We start from the raw sequence: 21,105 nt of genomic DNA on the forward strand, positions 1-21,105 counted from the left end.
CAAGTGAAGTGTCCCGGGTTTTGTTCCTAGGCATGTGCCTTGATTTCTATTATTTCACGGTCCGTGTTGCCGGTCCAAAATTCCTCCTCAGTCTCGACCGGCGTACGGTAGCTCAGGCTCTGGTCAAGCCGTGACTCGTTTGACCACGAGACCCATTCAAACGCCGTTATTTCAACACCCAGCCACGCTCCGCCCACGACCACCTATGAATCAGCTCATTCTCATAAGAACCGTTAACGTTCTCAGCCAAAGCATTGTCATAGGAATCGCCAACCGTCCCTGTAGACGCAGTAATTCCATGCTCAGCAAGACGCTCATTGTAAACAATGGCCACATCTTGTGAGCCATGGTCTGAATGATGAATCAGCCCCGTTGTTTTCTTCGCGCGTACAATCGCCTGATTGCGTGCCTGCAACGGTAACGCTTTACGTTCGCATCGAATCAGATAACGCCCATCCAACAATCCGTTGGGAGAACACATCGGTCACAAAAGCGGTGTAGACAAACCCCTTACGAGTACGGACAAAGGTAATGTCACCCCACCCACAACCGATTCGGCCCTGGAGCTCGAAATTCACGTCGCACTAAGTCCAGGCGAGTATCTCACCCCTGAGACTTGCAAGTTGTCACAGGGGATCGCCCCTTACCTTTGCCACTGACTCCAGCAAGACGCATTAAACGAGCGGTTTGCTCACGACCAATATCAATCCCCTCACGACGCAACGCATGCCACATCTTACGAATTCCGTAGACACTGTAGTTACCTTCATGAACCTCAACGATGTGCTCTATCAAAGCAGCGTCGCGAAGGCTACGGACACTTATGCCACGGGATTGTGATTGACGGTATCCACGAGAAGTGATGAAACCACCAACACGGTCGGCGTTTAACGTCTTGCAAATGAAACACGACAGGCAAACGATTCCCATACCCATCAATGAACCGAATCAGTTCCGATGTTTCGGGTCGAGTTCTGCCGCGATAAAAAGACGACGCAGATTATCTGGACTCGTTAGTGTAGCGAAGCTCTAGGTTTTCATGGCGTAGCCGTGCATTTTCGACTTCCAAGTCTTCTGGCATGCGTTCAAGAACGCACCCATTCACGGCGAGCTATCTGCGTCCATTGCCGAGCAGTGTGCCACGAAACACCTAGTTTCGGTGCCACAATCTTACATGCTTCTTGCATCGAAACATTCTCCGCCAAAATACGGTCTTTTACCAAGCAAACGACGCGATCCCTCGCATCCTGATCAAATTTCTTTGGTATAGTACAGACTATGCCCATCTGCTCAAACAGAACAAAACCCAGTATGCTTCAGTTATCGAATGTCTCGTTAGATATCTAAATACTTTGCCGGGTTATTTAAAAGGTCATGGAAAGCTAGGTAGGCTCCACCTGTGACAGCTGCTAGGCGTCCTTCTTTAGATTTTTCTATGACGGGTAATGACCAACGCGCTGAGAGTAATCGATTCTTGATCTCATCCAATGCGTAGTGCCGTAAATCATCGATTAACTCCGCCAGTGTTCCTCCCACGATGACGTGATCCACATCAGTGATGTTTATGATGGTTGTCAGGGCTTTGCCAAGGGCACGCCCGGCAGTTTCGATTGCGGCACGGGCTGTAGGATCAGTAGCACTAGCTTCACGTATAGTCTGCATCGTGACTGTTTGAGAAAAACCTGCGAGTCGAGAAAGTGCACCCCGTCCTAAGTATTGTTCGAGGCATCCAGTTGATCCGCATGGGCATTTTGGCCCAGCGGGGTCCACACACACGTGACCGAATTCTCCGGCCCAGCCATGTAATCCAGATATCTGCTTGTGGTCGAGCATTAAAGCGCCACCTACGCCAAATTCGCCGGAGATGTAGAGAAAGTTCTTGTTTTCAGAAGGTTTTCCAGGGCGAGAATAGGTACTGGCTACTGCGGCGGTGTTGGCTTCATTGAGTATCTGGAAATTATCCATTCCTTGGCAGAATTCCATCTGGTTACAAAGTGATATTTCCGCCCAATTAAGGTTAGGTGCGCGCAGAATCAGCTTACGGTTCGTATCGACCAAACCAGGAACTGCAATCGTGGCTCCTACCAGTTGAGTGTGTGCGTTGCAGTAGCTATCGGTAAGTTGAATAAGTCGCTGGTCTAGTTTCTTTAGAACCGTTTGCGGATCGATACCTGCTAGATTCTTTTCTTCGATGATTTCCGTTAACGTTTCACCATTGAGATCTACCATGCGAATGGCTATGTACCTCACGTTGATTTCGATTCCGATCCCTACGAACCGGCGCGCTACCAAACGCAGTGGCACAGCAGGGCGACCTGGAGTTGAGGCTGTCGAGGCCGGCATTTCTTCGATAACACGGCCAGAAATTAATTGATCCACGAGTTTTGAGGCAGTCGAACGTGTACAGCCCACGGACGTGGCGACTTCAGCTCGGGATAGTGGCTTTGGAGATTGCAAAATAGCGAGTAATGCTGAGTGTAGATTGGATTCTCGAGCACTGCGGGGACCAGCTGCTAGCGGTGGCTGTGAAGAATTGATGTATGGGGACAACTCCAATCTGGTGAACCTCCTGACTCAATTTTGCCATATTAAATGATTTACTATAGCAGACATTTGTTGACAACATAGCACATTAGTGGTTGACAACATAGTGTTGCTGATTTAGTTTATCTTCTAAACTAACAGTTTATTAAGGAGTAAGTCGCCATGAATTTTCCATATGTTGCTGGAGTTGATTCCTCCACGCAGTCGTGCAAGGTAATAGTGTGGGATCCACAAACGCAATCCGTTATTCGGCAGGGTTCAGCGCCACATCCCCAAGGGACTGAAGTTGACCCGGAAGCCTGGTGGCAGGCGTTTTTGCAAGCGTCAAAAGAGGCCGGTGGCTTGTCAGATGTTGCCGCATTGTCAGTTGGTGCTCAGCAGCACGGTATGATCACTTTAGATGCTTCGGGTGGGGTAATTCGCCCTGCGTTGTTGTGGAACGATACTCGCAGTGCATCTGCAGCTAAACAGTTGATCGATGAGCTTGGCAAAAAGCGCTGGATCGAATCGACTGGGTCAATGCCGGTAGCGTCGTTAACTGTAACGAAATTGCGTTGGTTAGCTGATGAAGAGCCGGAAGCGGTGAAAAAACTGGCTGCAGTTTGCTTACCCCATGATTATCTGAGTTGGCGTATTATGGGCAGTCGCGATATTGCAGATATTTATACAGACCGCTCAGATGCTTCGGGCACTGGATATTTCGATCTTCATGATGGCGGTTATTGCCGTGACCTGTTAGCTCACGCGCTTAGGGTAGAAAATGAGCGCGTGCAAGGCTTAGTTTTGCCCAAAGTGATTGCGCCGTTCGAAGCTGCTGCGACGGTAAAGCGAGATATTCCTGAGATCGGTTTCCGCGCGGGGACTCTTCTTGGTCCAGGTTGTGGTGATAATGCTGGTGCAGCTTTAGGGATTGGTTTAGGGCCTCGAGAAGCAGCGTTGTCCATCGGGACTTCAGGAGTCGTTTCTGTCGTAAGTGATCATCCGGTAGTTGACCTGGAAGGTGGCGTAAACGGTTTTATGGATGCGAGTGGAAATTGGTTATCTCTTGTCTCTACATTAAATGGAGCTCGGATTTTATCATCAACTGCTGAACTACTGGGAGTAGATTTTGCTGATTTTGATGCACTCGCATTATCGGTGACTGATTCACTAGGGTTAGCAATGACTCCCTATTTTGAAGGCGAACGCACTCCAAATTTACCAGAGGCTAAAGCGTGTTTGACCTCCATGACTTTGGACAACTGGAAGCCGCAATACTTAGCTCGGGCGGCGGTTGAAAGTTTGTGCCTACTAATGGCTAACGCCTTAGCGACGATAACGCGTTGTGGGATCGGAGTTGACCGTATTTATCTCATCGGTGGCGGAGCTAAGTCGAAAGCGGTTCGAGAAATTATAGGCGAGTACATGGATGTGAAAGTGGCGGTTCCCAAGCCGGCTGAATACGTTGCCCTGGGTGCTGCGCGTCAAGCAAGTGCAATCTTGTAACTTTTAAAATTCGCTTGACAGAGATTTATAAACATATTAGTTTAGAGTCTAAACAAAAGTTTCTCAAAGGGGAGGAATGATTTTTATGCGACAGCCAACTAAAGAAGATAAGTTTTCATTTGGATTATGGACAGTGGGTTGGACAGCAGTCGATCCGTTTGGTTCAGCTACACGACCTGCCCTAGATCCTTGGGAGTATGCGAGTAAACTTGCTGAACTCGGGGCGTGGGGGATTACTTTCCATGACAACGACGTATTTGACTTTGAAGCTAGCCAAGTAGAGCGTGCCAAACGAGTCCAAAATCTTAAAGCAGCCGCAGATGAGTCTGATCTGGTCATTGAAATGGTCACCACGAACACTTTCACTCATCCCGTTTTTAAAGACGGGGCACTGACGAACAATGATCGTGATATTCGCCGGTTCGGACTGCGCAAGATCCTGCGCAACGTGGATTTAGCAGCTCAAATGGGTGCAAGTACTTTCGTTATGTGGGGAGGGCGTGAAGGCGCAGAATATGACTCATCTAAGGATTTATATTCAGCACTCGAACGGTACAAAGAGGGTATAGACACTATTGCTGAATACATAAAGCAACAAGGATATGACCTGAAAATCGGTTTGGAACCGAAGCCAAATGAGCCGCGAGGCGACATTTTCCTACCTACAATAGGTCACGCTTTAGCGCTGATTGCTCAGTTAGACAACGGCGAAATAGTGGGTCTGAACCCTGAAACCGGACATGAGCAGATGGCCAACCTGAATTACACGCATGGTTTAGCGCAAGCTTTACATGCCAACAAACTTTTCCATATTGACCTCAATGGGCAGTCGGGAATCAAATATGACCAAGATAAAGCCTTTGGGCACGGAGATTTAGCTTCGGCATTCTTCACAGTAGACCTCCTGGTAAACGGTTTCCCCAATGGTGGTCCGCGTTATGAGGGTGCACGACATTTCGATTATAAACCCTCGCGAACTGAAGGGATGGAAGGAGTATGGGAAAGCGCTCGTGCCAATATGGAAATGTTTTTGATGTTAGAAGAAAAAGCCAAAGCATTTCGTGCCGATCCTAAAGTTCAGGAATTACTCAAAGCTGCCTCGATCGACCAGCTTGGCGAGCCAACTAGAGCGCCAGGAGAGACCATAGCTGATCTATTGGCGGAACCAGATCGGGATCTCAATGAACTAGCTGGCCGTGAATACCATTTTGTTGAACTATATCAGCAGGCTATGCGGCACTTAGTTGGATAACCAGATTTGAGAGAAGGCAAGCCATGAAATTCACTGATGGATATTGGCGTAAACTACCTGGCCTAGAGGTTCACCACCCACGCGAAATTCAAAGCATAGTCGCAATTCCTGATGGATTTAGAGCCTATGCTCCAACGCGTCACCTAAACTTTACCGGGGCAGAACTAGATCTAGTAATGCTTACCGTAAGTGTGCGCGGAGTTAGTGAAGGAATTATCAAAGTCACTCTCGAATACCATCAAGGTGACAAAGAGCAAAATCCAAACTTCAACTATATACCTAACAAAGCAAAGACGGACGTAACCATTGGAGAATGTAATGCTGAGCTGAAAATAGGTTCTCTGAGCGCCCGAATCCAGGGTAAAGATACTTATAAATTATCGTTTTTACACGATGGAGAAGAAATAACATCAGCTATTGTAAAATCCACGGGTATCGTATTTGCTCCAGATGAGAAAAGGTACATCCATGAACAGCTAACGCTGCAACCTGGGGAAACAATCTATGGATTAGGTGAACGATTCGGGGCATTTGTTAAAAATGGCCAAAAAGTAGAAATGTGGAATGAAGATGGAGGTACGGCTAGCGAACTTGCATACAAGAATATCCCGTTCTATCTTTCCTCTGCCGGATATGGAGTAATCGTTAATCATCCGGAAAAAGTATCGTATGAGATCGCATCCGAAGTCAATTCACGAGTGCAATTCTCGGTTCCCGGAAATAAATTAGAGTATTTCATTATTGCTGGGCCTACGCCCAAGGAAGCCTTGAGCCGTTATACGCACTTTGTTGGGTTGCCACCGCGAGTTCCGCAGTGGTCATACGGGTTGTGGATGTCGACGTCGTTCAAAACCGATTATTCTGAGACGTCGGTGAATCAACTTCTGGACGAATTCGAAGAAAATGATATTCCAGTTTCAGTTTTACACTTCGATTGCTATTGGATGCGTCCTTCGCATTGGTGTGACTTCATTTGGGATCCGGAAAAATTCCCGGATCCTGCACGAATGCTTGAGAGACTACATCAGCGCGGCATAAAAGTTTGTGTTTGGATAAATCCCTATATCGCGCAACAATCCTATCTATTTGCTGAAGGGAAAGAAAAAGGTTATTTACTAAAGGACCTTCATGGAAATGTGCGGCAATGGGACCATTGGCAATCTGGTATGGCGTGGGTAGATTTCACCAATCCACAAGCGTGCGATTGGTGGAAATCTAAACTTCGAGACTTATTAAAGCAGGGCGTAGATGCTTTCAAAACTGACTTTGGAGAGCGCGTCCCCACCGACGTCGTCTGGCATGATGGATCCGATCCGGAAAAGATGCATAACTACTATGCAAAACTTTATAACCAAAATGTCTATGAGGTAATTGCCGAAGAAAAAAGTGAAGAAGAAGCTCTAGTGTTTGCGCGCTCTGCTACTTTGGGATCGCAGAGCTATCCCGTGCATTGGGGAGGCGATAGCGAGCCAACATTTGTGTCTATGGCTGAAACTCTGCGGGGTGGACTTTCACTTGCTATGAGTGGTTTCGGGTATTGGAGTCACGATATGGGAGGTTTCGAGGGCCGGCCAGATAGCGATGTTTTCACCCGTTGGTATCCCTTTGGAATGTTTTCGAGCCACTCCCGCCTCCACGGCTCTGACTCATATCGCACTCCGTGGCTCTATGGAGAAACCGCTACTAAAGTCGCTCGACGGTTTACGCATCTAAAGAACCGGCTTTTACCCTACATACTCAATACGCAACAACAAGTTGTGGAAAACGGTATACCTTTTATGCGACCTATGCTTTTAGAGTACCCCGAAGATATGGGCTCACGATACGTTGATACCCAATACTTCTTTGGCGACAAGATTTTGGTAGCTCCGGTATTTTCACGAAAAGGTGAAGTTCATGTTTATTTACCTGTTGGAGGGTGGACGAACATACTCGATGGTCAACGGATTCCACAAGCTGGCTGGGTGAAGCAGATTCACTCCGAGGAGAGCTTACCTCTGTTGGTAAAAGATGGCAGCGTAATCCCTCTTGGAAAAACCTCACGGACTATTAACTACGATCCCACTGACAATCCTATTTTACTGGTCGTAGGAGCATCACAGAGCGAGGATCAGCAGTATTCGGTTTCTATAGCTGGTGAAGAAAAAGTTTCATTTGATATTGAACTTGATTCCGGATCAGTGTCCATAAAAAATCGCGGGGAGAAGGTTCCATTTCGGGTTTTAATTATGGATAAGCAGCCAATTCTACGTATTTCACAAGGAAGTGTCATCGACGAGACCTGGGTCCCTGAGTTAGGAGCCGCTGTTGCAGTATTGCCAGATAAAGACGCACAAAAGATAGAGATTTATTTTGATCGGCTGTCTTCACTTTGATAACAGAACTAACAACATCTTTAGGAGAAAAATTATGAGAGCGAAAAAGTTTCTCAACAGAAGTATAGCTATTGCTACGCTGGGTGCATTACCACTACTAGGATTAAGCTCTTGCTCAGCTGATACCGCTAGCGAAAATAGCAGTGATACGGCAGGTGAGCAGACAATTTTACTGTGGGACTATCTAGGGCAAGATACTCCCAATGACGCTATGACGGCAGCTATCGAAAAATTCGAACAAACTCATGCCGGGGTTAAAGTCGAACGTAAGTCTTTCGCCTATGGAGATCTGTCGAAGTCTATTGTGCAGGCTGGTATTAGTGGGGAAGTCCCTGATATTGCAATTTTTGACAATGTTGATACCCAAAACTTCGCGTCCTTAGGTTTGCTGGAAGATATTACTGAAGAAACAAAGGATATGAAAGCGGACTTTTTTGAAGGGCCGTGGTCTTCTGGGCAGCAAGAGGGAAAGACGTATTCCCTGCCACTGAACTCCAATAATCTAGCGCTCTTCTACAATAAAGATCTGCTCGATAAAGCTGGAGTATCAGTTCCAACTACTTGGGAAGAACTCGCGGATAGTGCCCGCGCAACTGCAACCGATGGCAACTTCGGCCTCGCTATTTCCGCAGTGAAAAATGAACAGGGCACATTCCAAGTCCTACCGTTTGTGTGGCAAACTGGCGGTGACTTGGATAATTATGCCCAATCTGGAGCCGAAGCGTTAGGCTATCTCGCTGATCTAATTGATACCGGGGCAATGTCAGCAGCAGTAGCTAATTACTCACAAGAAGATGCACGTACCCAGTTCATTACAGGCAAGACTGCCATGATGTTTAACGGCCCGTGGGAGATTCCCAACGTGAGTAAAGATGCTGATTTTAACTGGGGAATCGCTCCACTACCGGCAGGAAAAGTTGCTGCTACTGGTTTAGGTGGCGAAAATATTGGTGTATTTGCAGGAGCTAAAAATAAGTCTGGCGCAACAGAACTATTGAAGTTCCTCTCCGGTTCGGAAGGCTCAAAGATATATTGCGATATATCCGGGCAGCTCTCTTCTCGGAAAGATTTGGCTGGCAAACTTCAATTGTCTTCTGATGAGAAAATGCAAGTGTTCGAAAAGCAATTAGAAGTGGCGAAAGCTCGAGCTTATGGCGGTAAATATAACGAAATTTCTACTGCTGTTCAGCTCTCTATTCAAGAAGCTCTCACAGGTGCTAAGACACCGGAACAAGCCGCTAAAACAGCTGCCGATACTCTAGCCCCACTCTTGCCAAAGAAGTGATAACCCATGGCAGATACCACGAGTATAGCTGCTAGAAAACTAAGCTCCCAGCGCCGAGTGTATTCGCGAGAGCGGGCGACTCGGCGCTTGGGGCTAGCAATGGCGGCACCGGCGATAACATACATTCTCGTTTTCTTGGCTTTTCCGCTACTTTATAATGTGTTTTTGAGTCTGGTGGATGCCAATGGAGCGAAGCTAGTATCGGGTGATCTGAGTTTTAATTCCTTTGCAAACTACTCATACACGTTGTCTGATCCAGGTTTTTGGAACAGTCTAATTTTGTCACTGATTTTCACGAGTGTTTGCCTTGTCCTGCAATACATTGCAGGATTTGCGCTCGCGTTATATTTTCAACGACCTTTTCCTGGAAACGGAATTATCCGCGCGATTTTGTTAGTGGGATGGATTCTTCCCCCAGTTGTTACTGGAACAATTTTTAAGTGGTTATTCGATTCTGATTATGGTCTACTCAACTATATTTTGGAGTCCCTACATCTCATTTCAGAACCAGTGCAGTGGCTAACTACCGGGCCGACAGCCATGGCTGCAGTTATTATTGCTAACCTCTGGGTCGGGATTCCCTTCAACATGCTTTTGCTTCTCTCGGGACTACATACAATTGACCAAACCCTCTATGAAGCAGCTCAAGTTGATGGTGCTAATTCCTGGCAACAATTTTGGAAAATAACTTTTCCAATAATGAAACCAGTGACTATATCTGTCCTGCTCCTTGGAGTTATCAACACCTATAAAGTTTTCGATTTGATCTACACCATGACTAAAGGTGGGCCGGTGGACTCCACTACGACCTTGCCGGTCTACACGTATTTGAAAACATTCCAAGTATTCCAATTTGGTTATGGTGCGGCGGCTTCGGTTTTGACTTTGCTCTTGCCATTGGGATTGTCATGGTTCTACGTGCGAAGTCTTCGGAAGGAACAATAAAGATGCCTGGTATGACGAAAAGTAAGAATACAAATAGCCTCACTCAACGCCGTCAGCGGCGGCTCTATGTGAAATCGGTGGTTGCTTGGATAATTGCTATTGTCTATCTATTTCCCGTCTACTGGATGATCAATACTTCCTTAAAGACGTCGAAAGACATGTTTAGTGATCCTCCGCAGCTTATCCCGAGTAATCTGTATACAGGATCCTATACGGCAATGTTTACTGATAGCTTTGGTATTTTCCAAGCGTTGCTCAATTCGTTATTCATCGCATTGTCGGTGCTAGTGCTGACGTTGTTTATTGCGATTCCTGCTTCGTACGCGGTTGCACGTATGCGCGATAAAGTCACTACCACGATGATGGTTATGCTCACCGTGGTTCAATTACTCCCAGCGATCGCAATATCGGTACCCATGTTCGTGATGTTCCGCCAAGTGTCCTTAACAAATACTTTCATTTCCATCATTTTGGCAGATATCGCAGTCACTTTACCTTTTGCAGTTATTTTATTGCGTCCGTACTTCGCGCAATTTCCTTATGATGTCGAAGAAGCTGCGAAACTTGACGGATTATCAACCCTGCAAACTATTGTGCGGATTGTGATTCCAACAATACGCCCGGGTGTCATTATGATTGGTTCGTTTGCTTTCCTCATGGCATGGGGAGAATTCACGTTTGCCCTGACGTTACTGACAGACCAAAACATCCAACCTCTTACGGTGGCATTGAATAGGTTGATTGGACAGTATGGAACGAATTGGAATGACCTTATGGCGGTGGCGACTTTGATTGCATTGCCAGTTTTACTGGTATTCATAGCCCTGCAGCGCTACATAGTGGGAGGTCTGGCTGGAGGAGCCACCAAAGGCTGAGCGTTAAGAATTAATATCTGGCTGACTTCTGTTCTGTTTCTGGAGCTATTTGTTCGTAGCGTTTAGGGCCGGCTTGTCACGCTTTACTTCCCAACTGAGAGTAGCGACATCTACTGCGTGTTAATGGTTGTAGTTTTGCCTGGCAGTAAAGACGGCGGTTTCCATGAAATATTGGTGGAAAATGCTTATGTTGGTCAATTGTTTATAGAGTTTCTTCAGTTGCATTGACATCGGTAGAGCTATCCTCGTGGGATTGCAGCAATTGATTGATTCGCATTTCTTTCTCGACTATAAACCTTTTATTGTAAAAGACGTCTGCGAACTCTAAAACAGTATTCATTTGAGCGGTGTCGTACAAAGAACCAAACACGCTGCCAATGACAGGGATAGATTTTCCGATTGTTTTTTGCGTAAGGCTCCTGCCGATTTGTTCGAATACGCCTTTGAATAAGCTATTTTCTAAACCCTTTTTACCAGCATTTTCTAAGGCTTTTTTAGCTGCCGTATTGGCCAATGCGCGCATTTGCGTGGCTAGTAGACTAGCTCCACCTCGTGCTGCCATTTCTGTCCAGGTCTTTTTCGCTGTTTGTTTCACGGCTGATAATTCTGCGAAAACCATGAACTTGCTAATTGTGCTCGTCAGCCCATCTGTCCCTTGTTGGTTAGGGTTGAGTGCATTCATAAATACTTCACTGGCGATGACGAGTTCTGTTGCGTCATTTTTAACGTCATAGCCATAATGCATGGCAATCGATTGGACGCCGCGATAATAAATGAAGGTGCTTAGTACAAGGTTGAATGGTAATCCAGCGAAGCCGAAATAGCCTGTTACACCACCTTCGATGAGAGCTAATGCTAAACCGCTAGTTTTATATGAAGAAACTACTTCTGCTATATCGTAAGAGCGTGCTAGGCAGATTGCCTTCAGATCTGTTATTTCATTATCTGCTATTTTTTCGTTGACGTTATTGATAATACTGGTTTCACTTATGGAGTATTTTGCAACTGTTTTTGTGACAACATCGAAGCCGTTCGTTATTACTTCGAGAGCAGAAGCGAAAAGATCTTGCTCGGAGATGGTCGCTTTTACGGAGGATCCGAAATCCAATAGTTGCTGCGGTGTGTATTCGTAAATTAGGTCGCCGAGCTGATTTAACGTGGAGGGCGCAACTAGCTTTTCGTAGCGCTCAGATAGTAGTTCTAGTGAACGTGTTTCCTTCGCATCAATTATTAGAGTAGGAACTTTATACGCCATATTGCCCAAAGCTTTCTCCTTATTCACCTACGTTGTTGGAATCTGTGGAAATGATACCAACCATATTCTCTAGTGTGGGTTGTTGTTAGTGTTTCCCTGATGTTTCCATATGTAAACATCAGGACGGGCGGTAGTTGCGTGGGGTGGATAGTGCAGCTCTGATCGTGAGTTAAAAGCGAAGATTTAGCAGCGAGAGTGCGCAGGGATATTATTTGCTATACTGGCTTCGTTTACAACACGTAAACGAAACCAGTATTAGGTGGTGTGTGTGATAGAGCTTGAAAATCTAGCAATGTCGCAGTGGGGTATGTTCACTACCGCACAAGCTCAACAATTGGGAGTTCGGCGTAACCAAATTTCTCGACTGCGTGATGCGGGGCGTATAGAAGGGCTATCGTATGGCGTCTACCAGTACGCGTCTGGTAACCAAACCTCGCATGCTGATGTTAAAGCTGCGTGGCTCTCCGTCTTTCCGAAGGAGTCAGCCTATGAGCGACTGGAGAAGCCATCCTTTGATGCGGTTATTTCTGGAAGAACTGCAGCCTATATGCATGGTATTGGGGATTTTCATGCTTCTCCGTATACGTTCACGCTGTCCGTGCGCAAACAAACCACACGTGATGATATCCGTTATTTTCGTCAGGAGATTGATTCGAAAGATATTATTCTGGTCGAGCACGTGCCAGTGACCACTCTGGAACGAACTATTTATGATCTTATCCGGCTCGGTGAAGATCCTGACCTGATCGCAAACATGATTGCTGATGCTGCTCGCAATGATTATAGATTCGATCACGAACGCCTCGCTTACCTGCTGAAACCGCTGGCAAAGAAGCATGGATATGCAACAGGTGATGGGGAAGCCTTTGCGCGCGACTTGTTCGCGCGCAACGCTGCTGAACCGCAGTTTGATCAAGGAATATCAAATCTTCTGCGTTCGATGAAAGTGATCGCAGAAGCTGGAAAAGCCGTGCAACTCAACTCGGAAAGTCTACATTCTTTGATGCAAAGTGTCATCATCTTTTCGGCAGCTATAGAAGCGGCTCAGAAAAGCTATGCGCCAACGAAAGAGCAAATGAGAGTAATAGGGGATTGTTTGATCCAGGTAGCCGACGCTGTTCGCCTGTACCAAATGAAACTGACGGGGGAGACAAGAAAGAAGGACGACGATGACTGAACGTCGTTATCGCACTGCTCGTGCGCTTGAGCTCGCTGTTAAAGAGAGCGCGAAAAAATCTTCCCAGAATACGAACCACGCCCTAGAAGGATACTATACGGGGAGGTTTCTAGAAAGAATCTTTAGTGAAGACCCGCCAGCGTTTATTCTCAAAGGTGGACGAGGGATGCTTGCTCGTACGATTGACGCGAGATATACGCGCGATACCGACGTCGTCTATAGCGGGCAGGATCTCGAGGAAGCTCTTAGTGAGCTAGAACGGATCGCAAGAATTGACCTTGACGATTATCTCGAATATATCGTTGAGCCCGCAAAGCCGATTGCCAGTAATCAAGAATATCGTGACGGTTATCGAGTAAAAATTTCTGTACTTCTTGGTAAAACAAAGAGACTCAATGCGTTGTCAATTGATCTCGTAGTTGATCGTATCCCGGTTGAAGAAACAGATGCTATTGAACCGGCAAATCGATTGCACATAGAAGGAATTCCAGTTTTTAAGTATCGCGTTTATCCAGTAGTGCATGCTGTAGCAGATAAAGTGTGCGCAACGATGCAACGCTATGAGGGTGGCCGAGTCTCTAGTCGGGTTAGAGATCTTGTAGATCTTATTATTTATCTGCGGAATGAAAAAATTGATGGAGATGCGCTTGCAAGACGGATAGCATCAGAAGCTCGGATTCGGCGACTTGGAACTCTTGAATCTTTTCATGTTCCTGAGCTTTGGTTCAACGAGTACTCGGGAAACTTCCGAAAGATTGCCAAAGAAGTAAAGATTCCGGCTCAGCTGCAAGATATTGCGACCGCTGAAGAGCTAGTAAAAACCTGTATTGATCCGGCTCTGGCAGGAGAAACAGTTGGTTTAGTGTGGGACCCTACGGCATTGCAGTGGGTGGAAAAGGGTAGCGATTCTGAAAATAGTCCTTCTTTGGATTTAGGACGAGGCTTCTGATCTCTAATAGAGAAGGAATTAAATGGGCTTACCGAAGTTTAGCTGGACGCGAGTATTCTCAACGACAGGTGTGTCCTTCCTTGTGTTTGTGTTCGTTGTCCTCACCATAAAATAAAGGTAATTCTTTAGGAACACGACAACAGAGTAAACTGTTTGTCTTAACGCGAGAAGAACTGATGTTACTCTAGCTTGACGTCCTCATCTCCTAGCAACTTTACAAGTCTCTCATAGATTGCGTTGCATCCGCTGATGTTCCGTTGAAAGTCGCTGATTGCTTCGGCGGTTGCAGACGACCTTTTTTGATTTTTGCGGTGTATTCCGGATTGTTTTCGTGGTTGTTCCGTATACTAAGCCATTGTATATGACCGGGGTCTAATGGGCGCGATCCATGCGGCAAACAATAGTTGCTGATATATTTCTTGAGCTCGTTCTTCGCCAAAGAACTCTTCTAAGAAGCCCAGCAGTTTTGCGTAGTTGAATTCTGGAAACTTATGTGAAGCGTCCCGTAGTGCATCTGCGATCAGCGAAAGATCTTCGTCGTCAGCTACAAGATCGGAAACAGTACGTTCAGGTCGCGTTACTAGTAGGCCGTGAATAAACATAACTTCATCGCGCTGAATAATTCGGCGAGCGAAACTGGCACTCGGGTTTCGTGAGTTAATTCGTCGAGGTGCATAGACCCGATACGGTGACAGGTGAAAATCTCTAATCTCTAGCAGAGACGAGCCGGTAGCCCCGCCTGCAGTAACACCATCCCAGTTGCTAGGTTGTATGCGTTCATGAGTAAATTTTTCTGGGGCGGTAAGTTTCCACAATGCCACCAGCTCATCTGTATAGGAAGCGCCAGAGCATCTGTAAAAGTGTCTCCCGATTCTGCCAGATACGCTATCGATTCGACGTGGTTATTTCTTTTTACGTTTCAATTGCAAGGTAGGAACCTACAATTGGGCACCTTTAGCTATCGTGCTACCATGATTGAATGAAAAAGGCTTCATCGTGGCAATACGTTAGTTTCCGGCGCTTGCTTGGATCGACGCTGGCGAATGATGTTGCTCAGTCGATAGCGTATATTGTTGTCCCGCTAACGGTGTTGGCGAATGGGGCAAGTGCGTCAACCGCAGGTCTTGTTACAGCCATTGTGGCGGCAACCGGAATCCTGAGTCAGATCTTTAGCGGAGTTATCGCAGACCGGTTTAACTCGGGCAAACTCATCCGGGTTAGCTCCTTAATCCAAATGAGTTGCTGGGTGAGCGTGGCTCTGTTATAGAGCACAGGGCATAATACTTCTGTTGCGACCGCTGGTTTAGCTTCTGTTGCGGCGGCTTTTGCTTCGATAACTGTGCCATCTGAGCACTCCATTATTCAAAAAATTCTGCCTCAGGGACTCTATACTCAAGCTAATGGGGTGACTCAAGGGCGAGAGGCTGTCGCTAATCTACTTGGTGGTCCTTTTGCTGGTCTGGTTTTCGCTGGCAGTCATGTGGCTACATATATTGTTCAGTCTGTATGTCACTTGTTCGCTGCTGTGATAGTCCCGCCGGTTAAGTTGCGACCAGCTGAAGGTAGTACTAGTGCTAACACAATGTTCGATGAGCTAAAAAGTGGTTTCCGCTTTGTTTGGAATGACTCATCTTTGCGTGCTATTGTCACGACCGCTTCGATTATCAATCTCCCATTAGCAATGATGCCAATCATTATGATTAGTTATTTTGAGAAAAGTAGCTATTCGTCAACGCTTATTGGTTTCTATATGAGCACGATGGGGTTGGGGATTTTTCTCGGCTCTTTTGTGGCGGGAAAAATTTTGGATAGGCTCAAGCGATTGTCGTTGGCGCAGCAACGATAATCGCTTTAACTTTGAGTATGTTTGCGACAGCTTGTGTGTATGGGAATTTTGTTTTTAGTTGCGTAGTGTTTTTTGCTGGCGGGCTTCTGCTTCCGGCATTTAATTCCTTAATTGCGTCATACACGATGACGGTTACGCCAGAACATCTGATTGGGCGAGTGGTAGCAGCATCGGGTGTTCCTGGAATGATACTTATGCCCTTGGGAAGCTATTTGGGCGGACTTATGCTAGATAGTTTCGGAATTTTCATCGCGTTATCGTGTGCCTCGTTAATTGCGGGAATATCAGTGGTTCCGCTCTTTTCGTCGCCCGAGTTTGTCCGAATGCGGCATATTGTTGAGCCGTCAGGTGACACATAGCTAGACCCCGCCGCCACCAAAAACATACCCTAATGATATGACTACCTCGCAAACCGCCCTGCAACAGATCGATTCGCGCCCGCTTACGCGCCATCAAAAGTCGTTGATTGCCTTGGTGGTTGCCGGCAACATTTCGGAGTTTTTCGACATGTTCCTCATAGGTTTCGTCGTCGCTGTCCTCACTAGACCGTGGCATTTGACCGGTTTCGAGGCGGGCACGATCCTGGCTTGTTCCGGGCTAGGTACCGTGATCGGCGCGGTCATGTGGGGCCGGTTGGCAGACAAAATCGGCCGCAAACGTGCCTTTTTCTGGTGCGTTCTCATGTTTACGATGTTCACGCTGGCCTCGGTTTTTACTCCCGAGCGCGGCTGGATCATGCTCGCTGTGCTGCGCGTATTGGTGGGCATGGGCGTGGGCGGTCTCAACATCGTCTCGATCTCGTACCTGCAGGAGTTCGTTCCGGCAAAACAGCGCGGTTTGCTGGCTGGCCTGGCGTCGGTCTTTATCCCGGCAGGACTGTTTTTAGGCGCTTTAGCACAACAGATTTTTCACGACCACTGGCGTGCCCTCATCGCCTTAGGCGCGCTACCGATTTTTCTCCTTTTCTGGTTACGCAAGGTCCCAGAATCTCCGCGTTATCTGCTCTCCCAGGGGAGAACCGCTGAAGCCTCCCAGGCGTTGGCGTGGGCGCTGGAACTTCCAGCTTCCCACGTGGGTACGCTACCGCCGTCGTCGAAACCTCACCGCGCATCCTACGCCCAAGTTTTCCGCCGGCATCGGCGCTCGCTCACAATCGTAGCGCTCGGAACCTTCAGTTTCATTCTCGGTTCGGCGACGATTCAGTCGTGGGGCCAAACGTTGCTTCATGACGGATACGGATTATCGACGACGACGGTGGCCTCGCTCTTCATGCTGGTATCCTTCGCCGACTTGCTCGGGCGGTTGGCGGCTGCCTGGGTCGCAGACCGAATCGGGCGGCGCTGGACGCTACTAGCCTGTGGAACTGTGGGTGCGATCGGCTCATTAATCGTGGCCTGGTCAGCCTTTGCTGGCACTGCCGGTTCGTGGATCTTGTTCTTCAGTGGAGTCATCATCGCAATGGGGTTCGGCGACGGCGCTTTCGGAATCTTGAACGCGTTTGGGGCAGAACAGTTCCCGAACGAAGTACGTGCCACTGGCCTAGGCCTTGGCTACGGTATCGGCGCCTCGGCCAAAATAATCGGTCCGATGTTGATGGGATTGCTGATTGGCGGGAGCGCCGTGCGGCCAACGGTCACGCTCAACGCAGTTGTTCCAGCTTTTATCGTGTTCGCAATTTTGCTCCTTGCTGGCGGAGTTATCTACATGTTTGCGGAAGAAACGAACGGTCGGTCGTTGGATGCTCTGTGAGAATCTGGAAGCAGTTCCGGGTAGTCAGTACACTTTGCGAAACGCGACGGTGGGTTGCAATAGTAGGTTTAAGGGAATACCGGAATATTGAAAATATCCTCTAATTGTAGTTCTTTGCCATAGTGCTGTGACCGTTTTGTGGTCAAGTAGACGCATTTTGAAGAAAGTCTTGTGGGGGTCGGGGAAACTCTATACTATTAATAACTAAGGTTAGCCTAACCTTAGTTATATTTTCTAAAAACTTCACTAAAAGGAGTTAACAATGCTATTAAGGCTACGCAAGTCGAGCCGAACCGTGATGCGTTCTGGCTTAGCTATAGCTACGGCCGGTGTGTTGCTATTCGGCACCAGTATTTCTTCAGCGTATGCTTCCGATATCAGTGCGGAGAGAAATGCTAAGAATGTGGTGACGGCGTCATCCGTAGACCATCTGCAAGCTGCCAAAAATGTTCGCATTACTGTCGATGGCAAAAAGATCAATGTCACCTGGGAACGCCCCGACGCTTTTCGCGGCGAATTCAAAGTTTCTTTAATGAAGGGAGAAAAAACCCTCATCGTTAGGAATACCCTTAGTACCCAGGTTGAATTCGGGCCAGATTATCTGGAAGTAGGGCAAAGCTATCATGTGACTATCGCATCTCTTGATCAGTTTAATGTCGATGCTATACCTGGCACTGACGTGGATTCAGGCGTTATCAAGATAGAAAATGACAATACAACGGAGCCGATTGAGCCACCAAACGATGGCGGTACGACTCCTGGTGATGACAATCCTGGTTCAGGCAACCCGCCAGTCGTAAGTGTGCCGAGTGCTCCCATTAATTTAAGTGCGCGGTTAGTTAAAGGCGATACTACCGCCATCGAGGCGTTCTGGTTTGAACCTTCTGAAGGTAAGCCTTTCACTAATTATGAGCTGACGTTAGTCGGTACTGATGGAACTGAAAAAACAGCTCAAGTAGACATGACAGGTTCATTCAACGAATACTATAAGTTCCCAGATTTAACTCCCGGAATTAGCTATCAGGTCAAAGTGCGAGCAGAAAATGCCGCTGGCTGGGGTCCATGGACAGAGCTCTCTAAGCCAGTTGTCGTTCCAGCTGACCAAGAAGCGTTTAAGATGCAGGTCGATAAAGATGGCTTTGGTGTATTCGTGCATCCAAATGGGCATGTAGCGACTGTAAGCTGGGCACCAACAGGTAACGAACCGGAACACGCGGCATACCTAGTTCGCATTGAGTGTGCTAAGCCAAAAGCTTGTGGTGCACACTTCAAGAGTCGCGTTAAGCAGTTTGGTGTACACAAAGGCGATAGTCATTGGAAGCTCGCTGACCTTCCAGAGGGCGTTTTTGTGGCTCAGCTTCAGCTTATTAATGGTGATAAATCCTCTGAAATTATAACCTCAGACGCTTTCACGGTTGGTACTCCACTAGATGTTCCGTTGCCGAAGCTTAACGTCACTCCTGTTAAGGATATTGACCCAGCAAAGTCTAATAAATTCACTGTTTCTGGTACCGGATATTTAGGCGACGGAGCTGCGCAAGGCGTCTATGTTGTTATCACTGAGTTGCCAGTATGGACTCCTGGTACTGCCCCCGACCCGAACCGTGTGAAAGACTTCGTCCATGCAAGTTGGATAAGGCCCAATGAAATGATGGCCGGTAGGTTTACTACCTCGTTCGAGATTCCAGCTAATGTTTTCGAACCTGGCAAACACTACTTTGTTGGTACGATGGCTGCGCACGCACTCTCGCTTACTGATCGTTCCTTGGATCAGTATGTCAATATAACTCTAAAGGATCAGGTAGATCCTGCTCCGCAGCCTGATCCTGATCCTCAGCCGCAACCTGATCCTGCTCCTCAGCCTCAGCCTCAGCCGCAACCTGATCCTGCTCCTCAGCCTCAGCCTCAGCCGCAACCTGATCCTGCTCCTCAGCCGCAACCTCAGCCGCAACCTGATCCTGCTCCTCAGCCTCAGCCTCAGCCGCAACCTGATCCTGCTCCTCAGCCTCAACCGCAACCGCGGCCTCAGCCTCAGCCTCAGCCGCAACCTCAGCCGCAACCTGATCCTGCTCCTCAGCCTCAGCCTCAGCCGCAACCTGATCCTGCTCCTCAGCCTCAGCCTCAGCCTCAGCCGCAACCGCAACCGCAACCGCGGCCTCAGCCGAGCCCAGACAATATCCATCAGGGTAATCAACTCGCAAAAACTGGTGCTGACGTTATAGTCATGGCCATGTTGAGTATGACTATGTTGACAGCCGGTGTTGCTACACGCCGATACCGCAAGATTCATAACTGAATCTGCAGTTAAAATGAGACTGTATCAGTAGCGTGAAGTGGCTAGGAATTTAGACGTTCCTAGCCACTTCTGTCTGTTTTAGTTAGGCATAGGGCGCGCAGGGGATTCTGATGAGAATAGGCTCGGATGCTATCCCTGATTCAGCAAGTTGCTCAAACCCAGAATACGGTAGCGCCCTTGGTGTGCATACAGTTTGCATTTTTGGCCGAAAATGAGCGACCCATCGGCTAAATGCGCGAATATGCAAACTCTATGCACAGATAGCATCTTATTCACCCGCTCACAAAGCGACTTTCAGTGGAATTAGTCCACTTTCATCGGAATTAGTCAAATATTGCGCTCGCACGAAGTTGTGCCGGTGAGAGCCCATTGACCCACAGGTTATCAAGGACAGTACTTATATTTTGCTCTATGCCAAGGGAATTAAAACCTGTGTGTACTGTCTCTGGATGCGCTCGTGTGTAAGAAAGTGCTTTATCTCGCCATTGATCTATCTGCGGTGAGCTAGCAGGAACATTCGCTAAATCAACAAATTCTCGGGCTAACGTGATTATCTCGTCGTCAATATTGGTGACTTCTTTCCTTCCTAAGCGGAGGATCGCCTGCCATTGTTCTGGCGCCAAGGTAATTTCTAAGAATTGTAAGATCCGGCCACTACGATAGGCCATTTCTGCTGGGTAGCCCTGCTCGATGAGTGTATTGAGCATATCGCTGATATCGGGTGAATAGAGTGGCAGATCTGCGTCATGGGTACGCATGTTTTTCAGCTGTTGTAAGACGGCCAATTTTTCTTGGGCCTCGGCAATACGCGCCTTGAGGCGTTGTTCGGCGAGGTCCCATGGTTGCGATGTTTGGCTATCGGCTAAGACGGCAGCAATGTCATCCAAGGTCAGTCCAGATTCTTGCAGGAATTTGATGGTTGCTACTCGCAGGAGGTGTTCTGCGGTATAGATTCGCCAGCCGTTGGTGTCGCGGCCGATTGCGGTGAGCAGTCCACGATCTTCATAGAGTCGCAAGGCTTTGCGGGAGGCGCCGGTTAATTTAGTCAGTTGCTGGGAGTAGAGGATCATCT

16 protein-coding genes and 2 pseudogenes are annotated in these 21,105 nt (G+C 47.6%); 13 read left to right on the forward strand and 5 right to left on the reverse strand.

Annotated elements, in window-relative coordinates; all coding sequences use genetic code 11:
* Positions 1 to 26: 26 nt before the first annotated feature.
* Both BLT51_RS09485 and BLT51_RS04575 read right to left on the reverse strand, forming a co-directional pair.
* Positions 27 to 1,268: pseudogene (locus BLT51_RS09485) on the reverse strand (IS3 family transposase).
* Positions 1,269 to 1,335: 67 nt separating this feature from the next.
* Positions 1,336 to 2,556 carry an ROK family protein gene (locus BLT51_RS04575; RefSeq protein ID WP_091280402.1) on the reverse strand — a complete coding sequence of 407 codons (1,221 nt, stop codon included), beginning with the start codon at positions 2,554 to 2,556 and terminating at the stop codon, positions 1,336 to 1,338.
* 150 nt (positions 2,557 to 2,706) lie between these two features.
* On the opposite strand from BLT51_RS04575, the gene xylB reads away from it, so the two are divergent.
* The 6 genes from xylB (at position 2,707) to BLT51_RS04605 (ending at position 10,761) form a co-directional block, all read left to right on the forward strand.
* Complete coding sequence (gene xylB / locus BLT51_RS04580) at positions 2,707 to 4,029, forward strand: xylulokinase (protein WP_091280404.1); 1,323 nt, start codon at positions 2,707 to 2,709, stop codon at positions 4,027 to 4,029.
* A gap of 85 nt (positions 4,030 to 4,114) precedes the next feature.
* Positions 4,115 to 5,281: a xylose isomerase gene (xylA, locus tag BLT51_RS04585; protein ID WP_091282570.1), complete on the forward strand. Its 1,167-nt coding sequence runs from the start codon at positions 4,115 to 4,117 to the stop codon at positions 5,279 to 5,281.
* 23 nt (positions 5,282 to 5,304) lie between these two features.
* A complete protein-coding gene (yicI, locus tag BLT51_RS04590; protein WP_091280407.1) occupies positions 5,305 to 7,656 on the forward strand; it encodes an alpha-xylosidase in 2,352 nt (783 codons plus the stop codon).
* A gap of 34 nt (positions 7,657 to 7,690) precedes the next feature.
* The gene (locus BLT51_RS04595; RefSeq protein WP_091280409.1) at positions 7,691 to 8,941 is read left to right on the forward strand and encodes a sugar ABC transporter substrate-binding protein; all 1,251 of its coding nucleotides are present in this window, start codon (positions 7,691 to 7,693) and stop codon (positions 8,939 to 8,941) included.
* Positions 8,942 to 8,947: 6 nt separating this feature from the next.
* Entirely contained in the window at positions 8,948 to 9,886 is a 939-nt protein-coding gene (locus BLT51_RS04600) for a carbohydrate ABC transporter permease (protein ID WP_091280411.1), read from the forward strand.
* Between the two features lie 11 nt (positions 9,887 to 9,897).
* Entirely contained in the window at positions 9,898 to 10,761 is an 864-nt protein-coding gene (locus BLT51_RS04605) for a carbohydrate ABC transporter permease (protein ID WP_091282572.1), read from the forward strand.
* A 202-nt stretch (positions 10,762 to 10,963) separates the two neighbouring features.
* On the opposite strand, the gene BLT51_RS04610 is transcribed toward BLT51_RS04605, so the two are convergent.
* A complete protein-coding gene (locus tag BLT51_RS04610) occupies positions 10,964 to 12,043 on the reverse strand; it encodes an EcsC family protein (RefSeq protein WP_172801320.1) in 1,080 nt (359 codons plus the stop codon).
* A gap of 241 nt (positions 12,044 to 12,284) precedes the next feature.
* On the opposite strand from BLT51_RS04610, the gene BLT51_RS04615 reads away from it, so the two are divergent.
* Positions 12,285 to 13,193 (forward strand): type IV toxin-antitoxin system AbiEi family antitoxin domain-containing protein, encoded by a 909-nt coding sequence (locus BLT51_RS04615; RefSeq protein ID WP_091280416.1) that lies wholly within the window; start codon positions 12,285 to 12,287, stop codon positions 13,191 to 13,193.
* The gene (locus tag BLT51_RS04620; RefSeq protein ID WP_091280419.1) at positions 13,186 to 14,142 is read left to right on the forward strand and encodes a nucleotidyl transferase AbiEii/AbiGii toxin family protein; all 957 of its coding nucleotides are present in this window, start codon (positions 13,186 to 13,188) and stop codon (positions 14,140 to 14,142) included. The genes BLT51_RS04615 and BLT51_RS04620 overlap by 8 nt, the downstream gene beginning before the upstream one ends.
* Positions 14,143 to 14,489: 347 nt before the next feature.
* On the opposite strand, the gene BLT51_RS04625 is transcribed toward BLT51_RS04620, so the two are convergent.
* Positions 14,490 to 14,963 carry a hypothetical protein gene (locus tag BLT51_RS04625; protein WP_197672567.1) on the reverse strand — a complete coding sequence of 158 codons (474 nt, stop codon included), beginning with the start codon at positions 14,961 to 14,963 and terminating at the stop codon, positions 14,490 to 14,492.
* A gap of 158 nt (positions 14,964 to 15,121) precedes the next feature.
* Between BLT51_RS04625 and BLT51_RS04630 the strand changes: the two genes are divergently transcribed.
* From BLT51_RS04630 to BLT51_RS04650, 5 genes and pseudogenes are all read left to right on the forward strand, one after another.
* Complete coding sequence (locus tag BLT51_RS04630) at positions 15,122 to 15,409, forward strand: MFS transporter (protein ID WP_091280424.1); 288 nt, start codon at positions 15,122 to 15,124, stop codon at positions 15,407 to 15,409.
* A gap of 36 nt (positions 15,410 to 15,445) precedes the next feature.
* Positions 15,446 to 15,988, forward strand: a pseudogene (locus BLT51_RS04635) (MFS transporter); the annotation flags it as partial.
* 65 nt (positions 15,989 to 16,053) lie between these two features.
* A complete protein-coding gene (locus BLT51_RS04640; RefSeq protein WP_091280428.1) occupies positions 16,054 to 16,347 on the forward strand; it encodes an MFS transporter in 294 nt (97 codons plus the stop codon).
* A gap of 37 nt (positions 16,348 to 16,384) precedes the next feature.
* Complete coding sequence (locus BLT51_RS04645; protein WP_091280429.1) at positions 16,385 to 17,737, forward strand: MFS transporter; 1,353 nt, start codon at positions 16,385 to 16,387, stop codon at positions 17,735 to 17,737.
* 262 nt (positions 17,738 to 17,999) lie between these two features.
* Entirely contained in the window at positions 18,000 to 20,033 is a 2,034-nt protein-coding gene (locus BLT51_RS04650; protein ID WP_091280432.1) for a fibronectin type III domain-containing protein, read from the forward strand.
* Between the two features lie 323 nt (positions 20,034 to 20,356).
* Here the strand turns inward: BLT51_RS04650 and BLT51_RS04655 are convergent, their stop codons facing one another.
* A complete protein-coding gene (locus tag BLT51_RS04655; RefSeq protein WP_091280434.1) occupies positions 20,357 to 21,103 on the reverse strand; it encodes a MerR family transcriptional regulator in 747 nt (248 codons plus the stop codon).
* Between the last annotated feature and the right edge of the window lie 2 nt (positions 21,104 to 21,105).

Origin of the sequence: Arcanobacterium phocae (genome assembly GCF_900105865.1) — a bacterium.
GTDB classification, from domain to species: Bacteria; Actinomycetota; Actinomycetes; order Actinomycetales; family Actinomycetaceae; genus Arcanobacterium; species Arcanobacterium phocae.

Excerpts from the sequence above, each read along its gene's own strand:
- xylB (WP_091280404.1), top strand. The coding sequence starts at position 2,707 with ATGAATTTTCCATATGTTGCTGGAGTTGATTCCTCCACGCAGTCGTGC.
- xylA (WP_091282570.1), top strand. The coding sequence starts at position 4,115 with ATGCGACAGCCAACTAAAGAAGATAAGTTTTCATTTGGATTATGGACA.
- yicI (WP_091280407.1), top strand. The coding sequence starts at position 5,305 with ATGAAATTCACTGATGGATATTGGCGTAAACTACCTGGCCTAGAGGTT.
- BLT51_RS04595 (WP_091280409.1), top strand. The coding sequence starts at position 7,691 with ATGAGAGCGAAAAAGTTTCTCAACAGAAGTATAGCTATTGCTACGCTG.
- BLT51_RS04600 (WP_091280411.1), top strand. The coding sequence starts at position 8,948 with ATGGCAGATACCACGAGTATAGCTGCTAGAAAACTAAGCTCCCAGCGC.
- BLT51_RS04605 (WP_091282572.1), top strand. The coding sequence starts at position 9,898 with ATGACGAAAAGTAAGAATACAAATAGCCTCACTCAACGCCGTCAGCGG.
- BLT51_RS04620 (WP_091280419.1), top strand. The coding sequence starts at position 13,186 with ATGACTGAACGTCGTTATCGCACTGCTCGTGCGCTTGAGCTCGCTGTT.
- BLT51_RS04630 (WP_091280424.1), top strand. The coding sequence starts at position 15,122 with ATGAAAAAGGCTTCATCGTGGCAATACGTTAGTTTCCGGCGCTTGCTT.
- BLT51_RS04645 (WP_091280429.1), top strand. The coding sequence starts at position 16,385 with ATGACTACCTCGCAAACCGCCCTGCAACAGATCGATTCGCGCCCGCTT.
- BLT51_RS04650 (WP_091280432.1), top strand. The coding sequence starts at position 18,000 with ATGCTATTAAGGCTACGCAAGTCGAGCCGAACCGTGATGCGTTCTGGC.
- BLT51_RS04655 (WP_091280434.1), bottom strand. The coding sequence starts at position 21,103 with ATGATCCTCTACTCCCAGCAACTGACTAAATTAACCGGCGCCTCCCGC.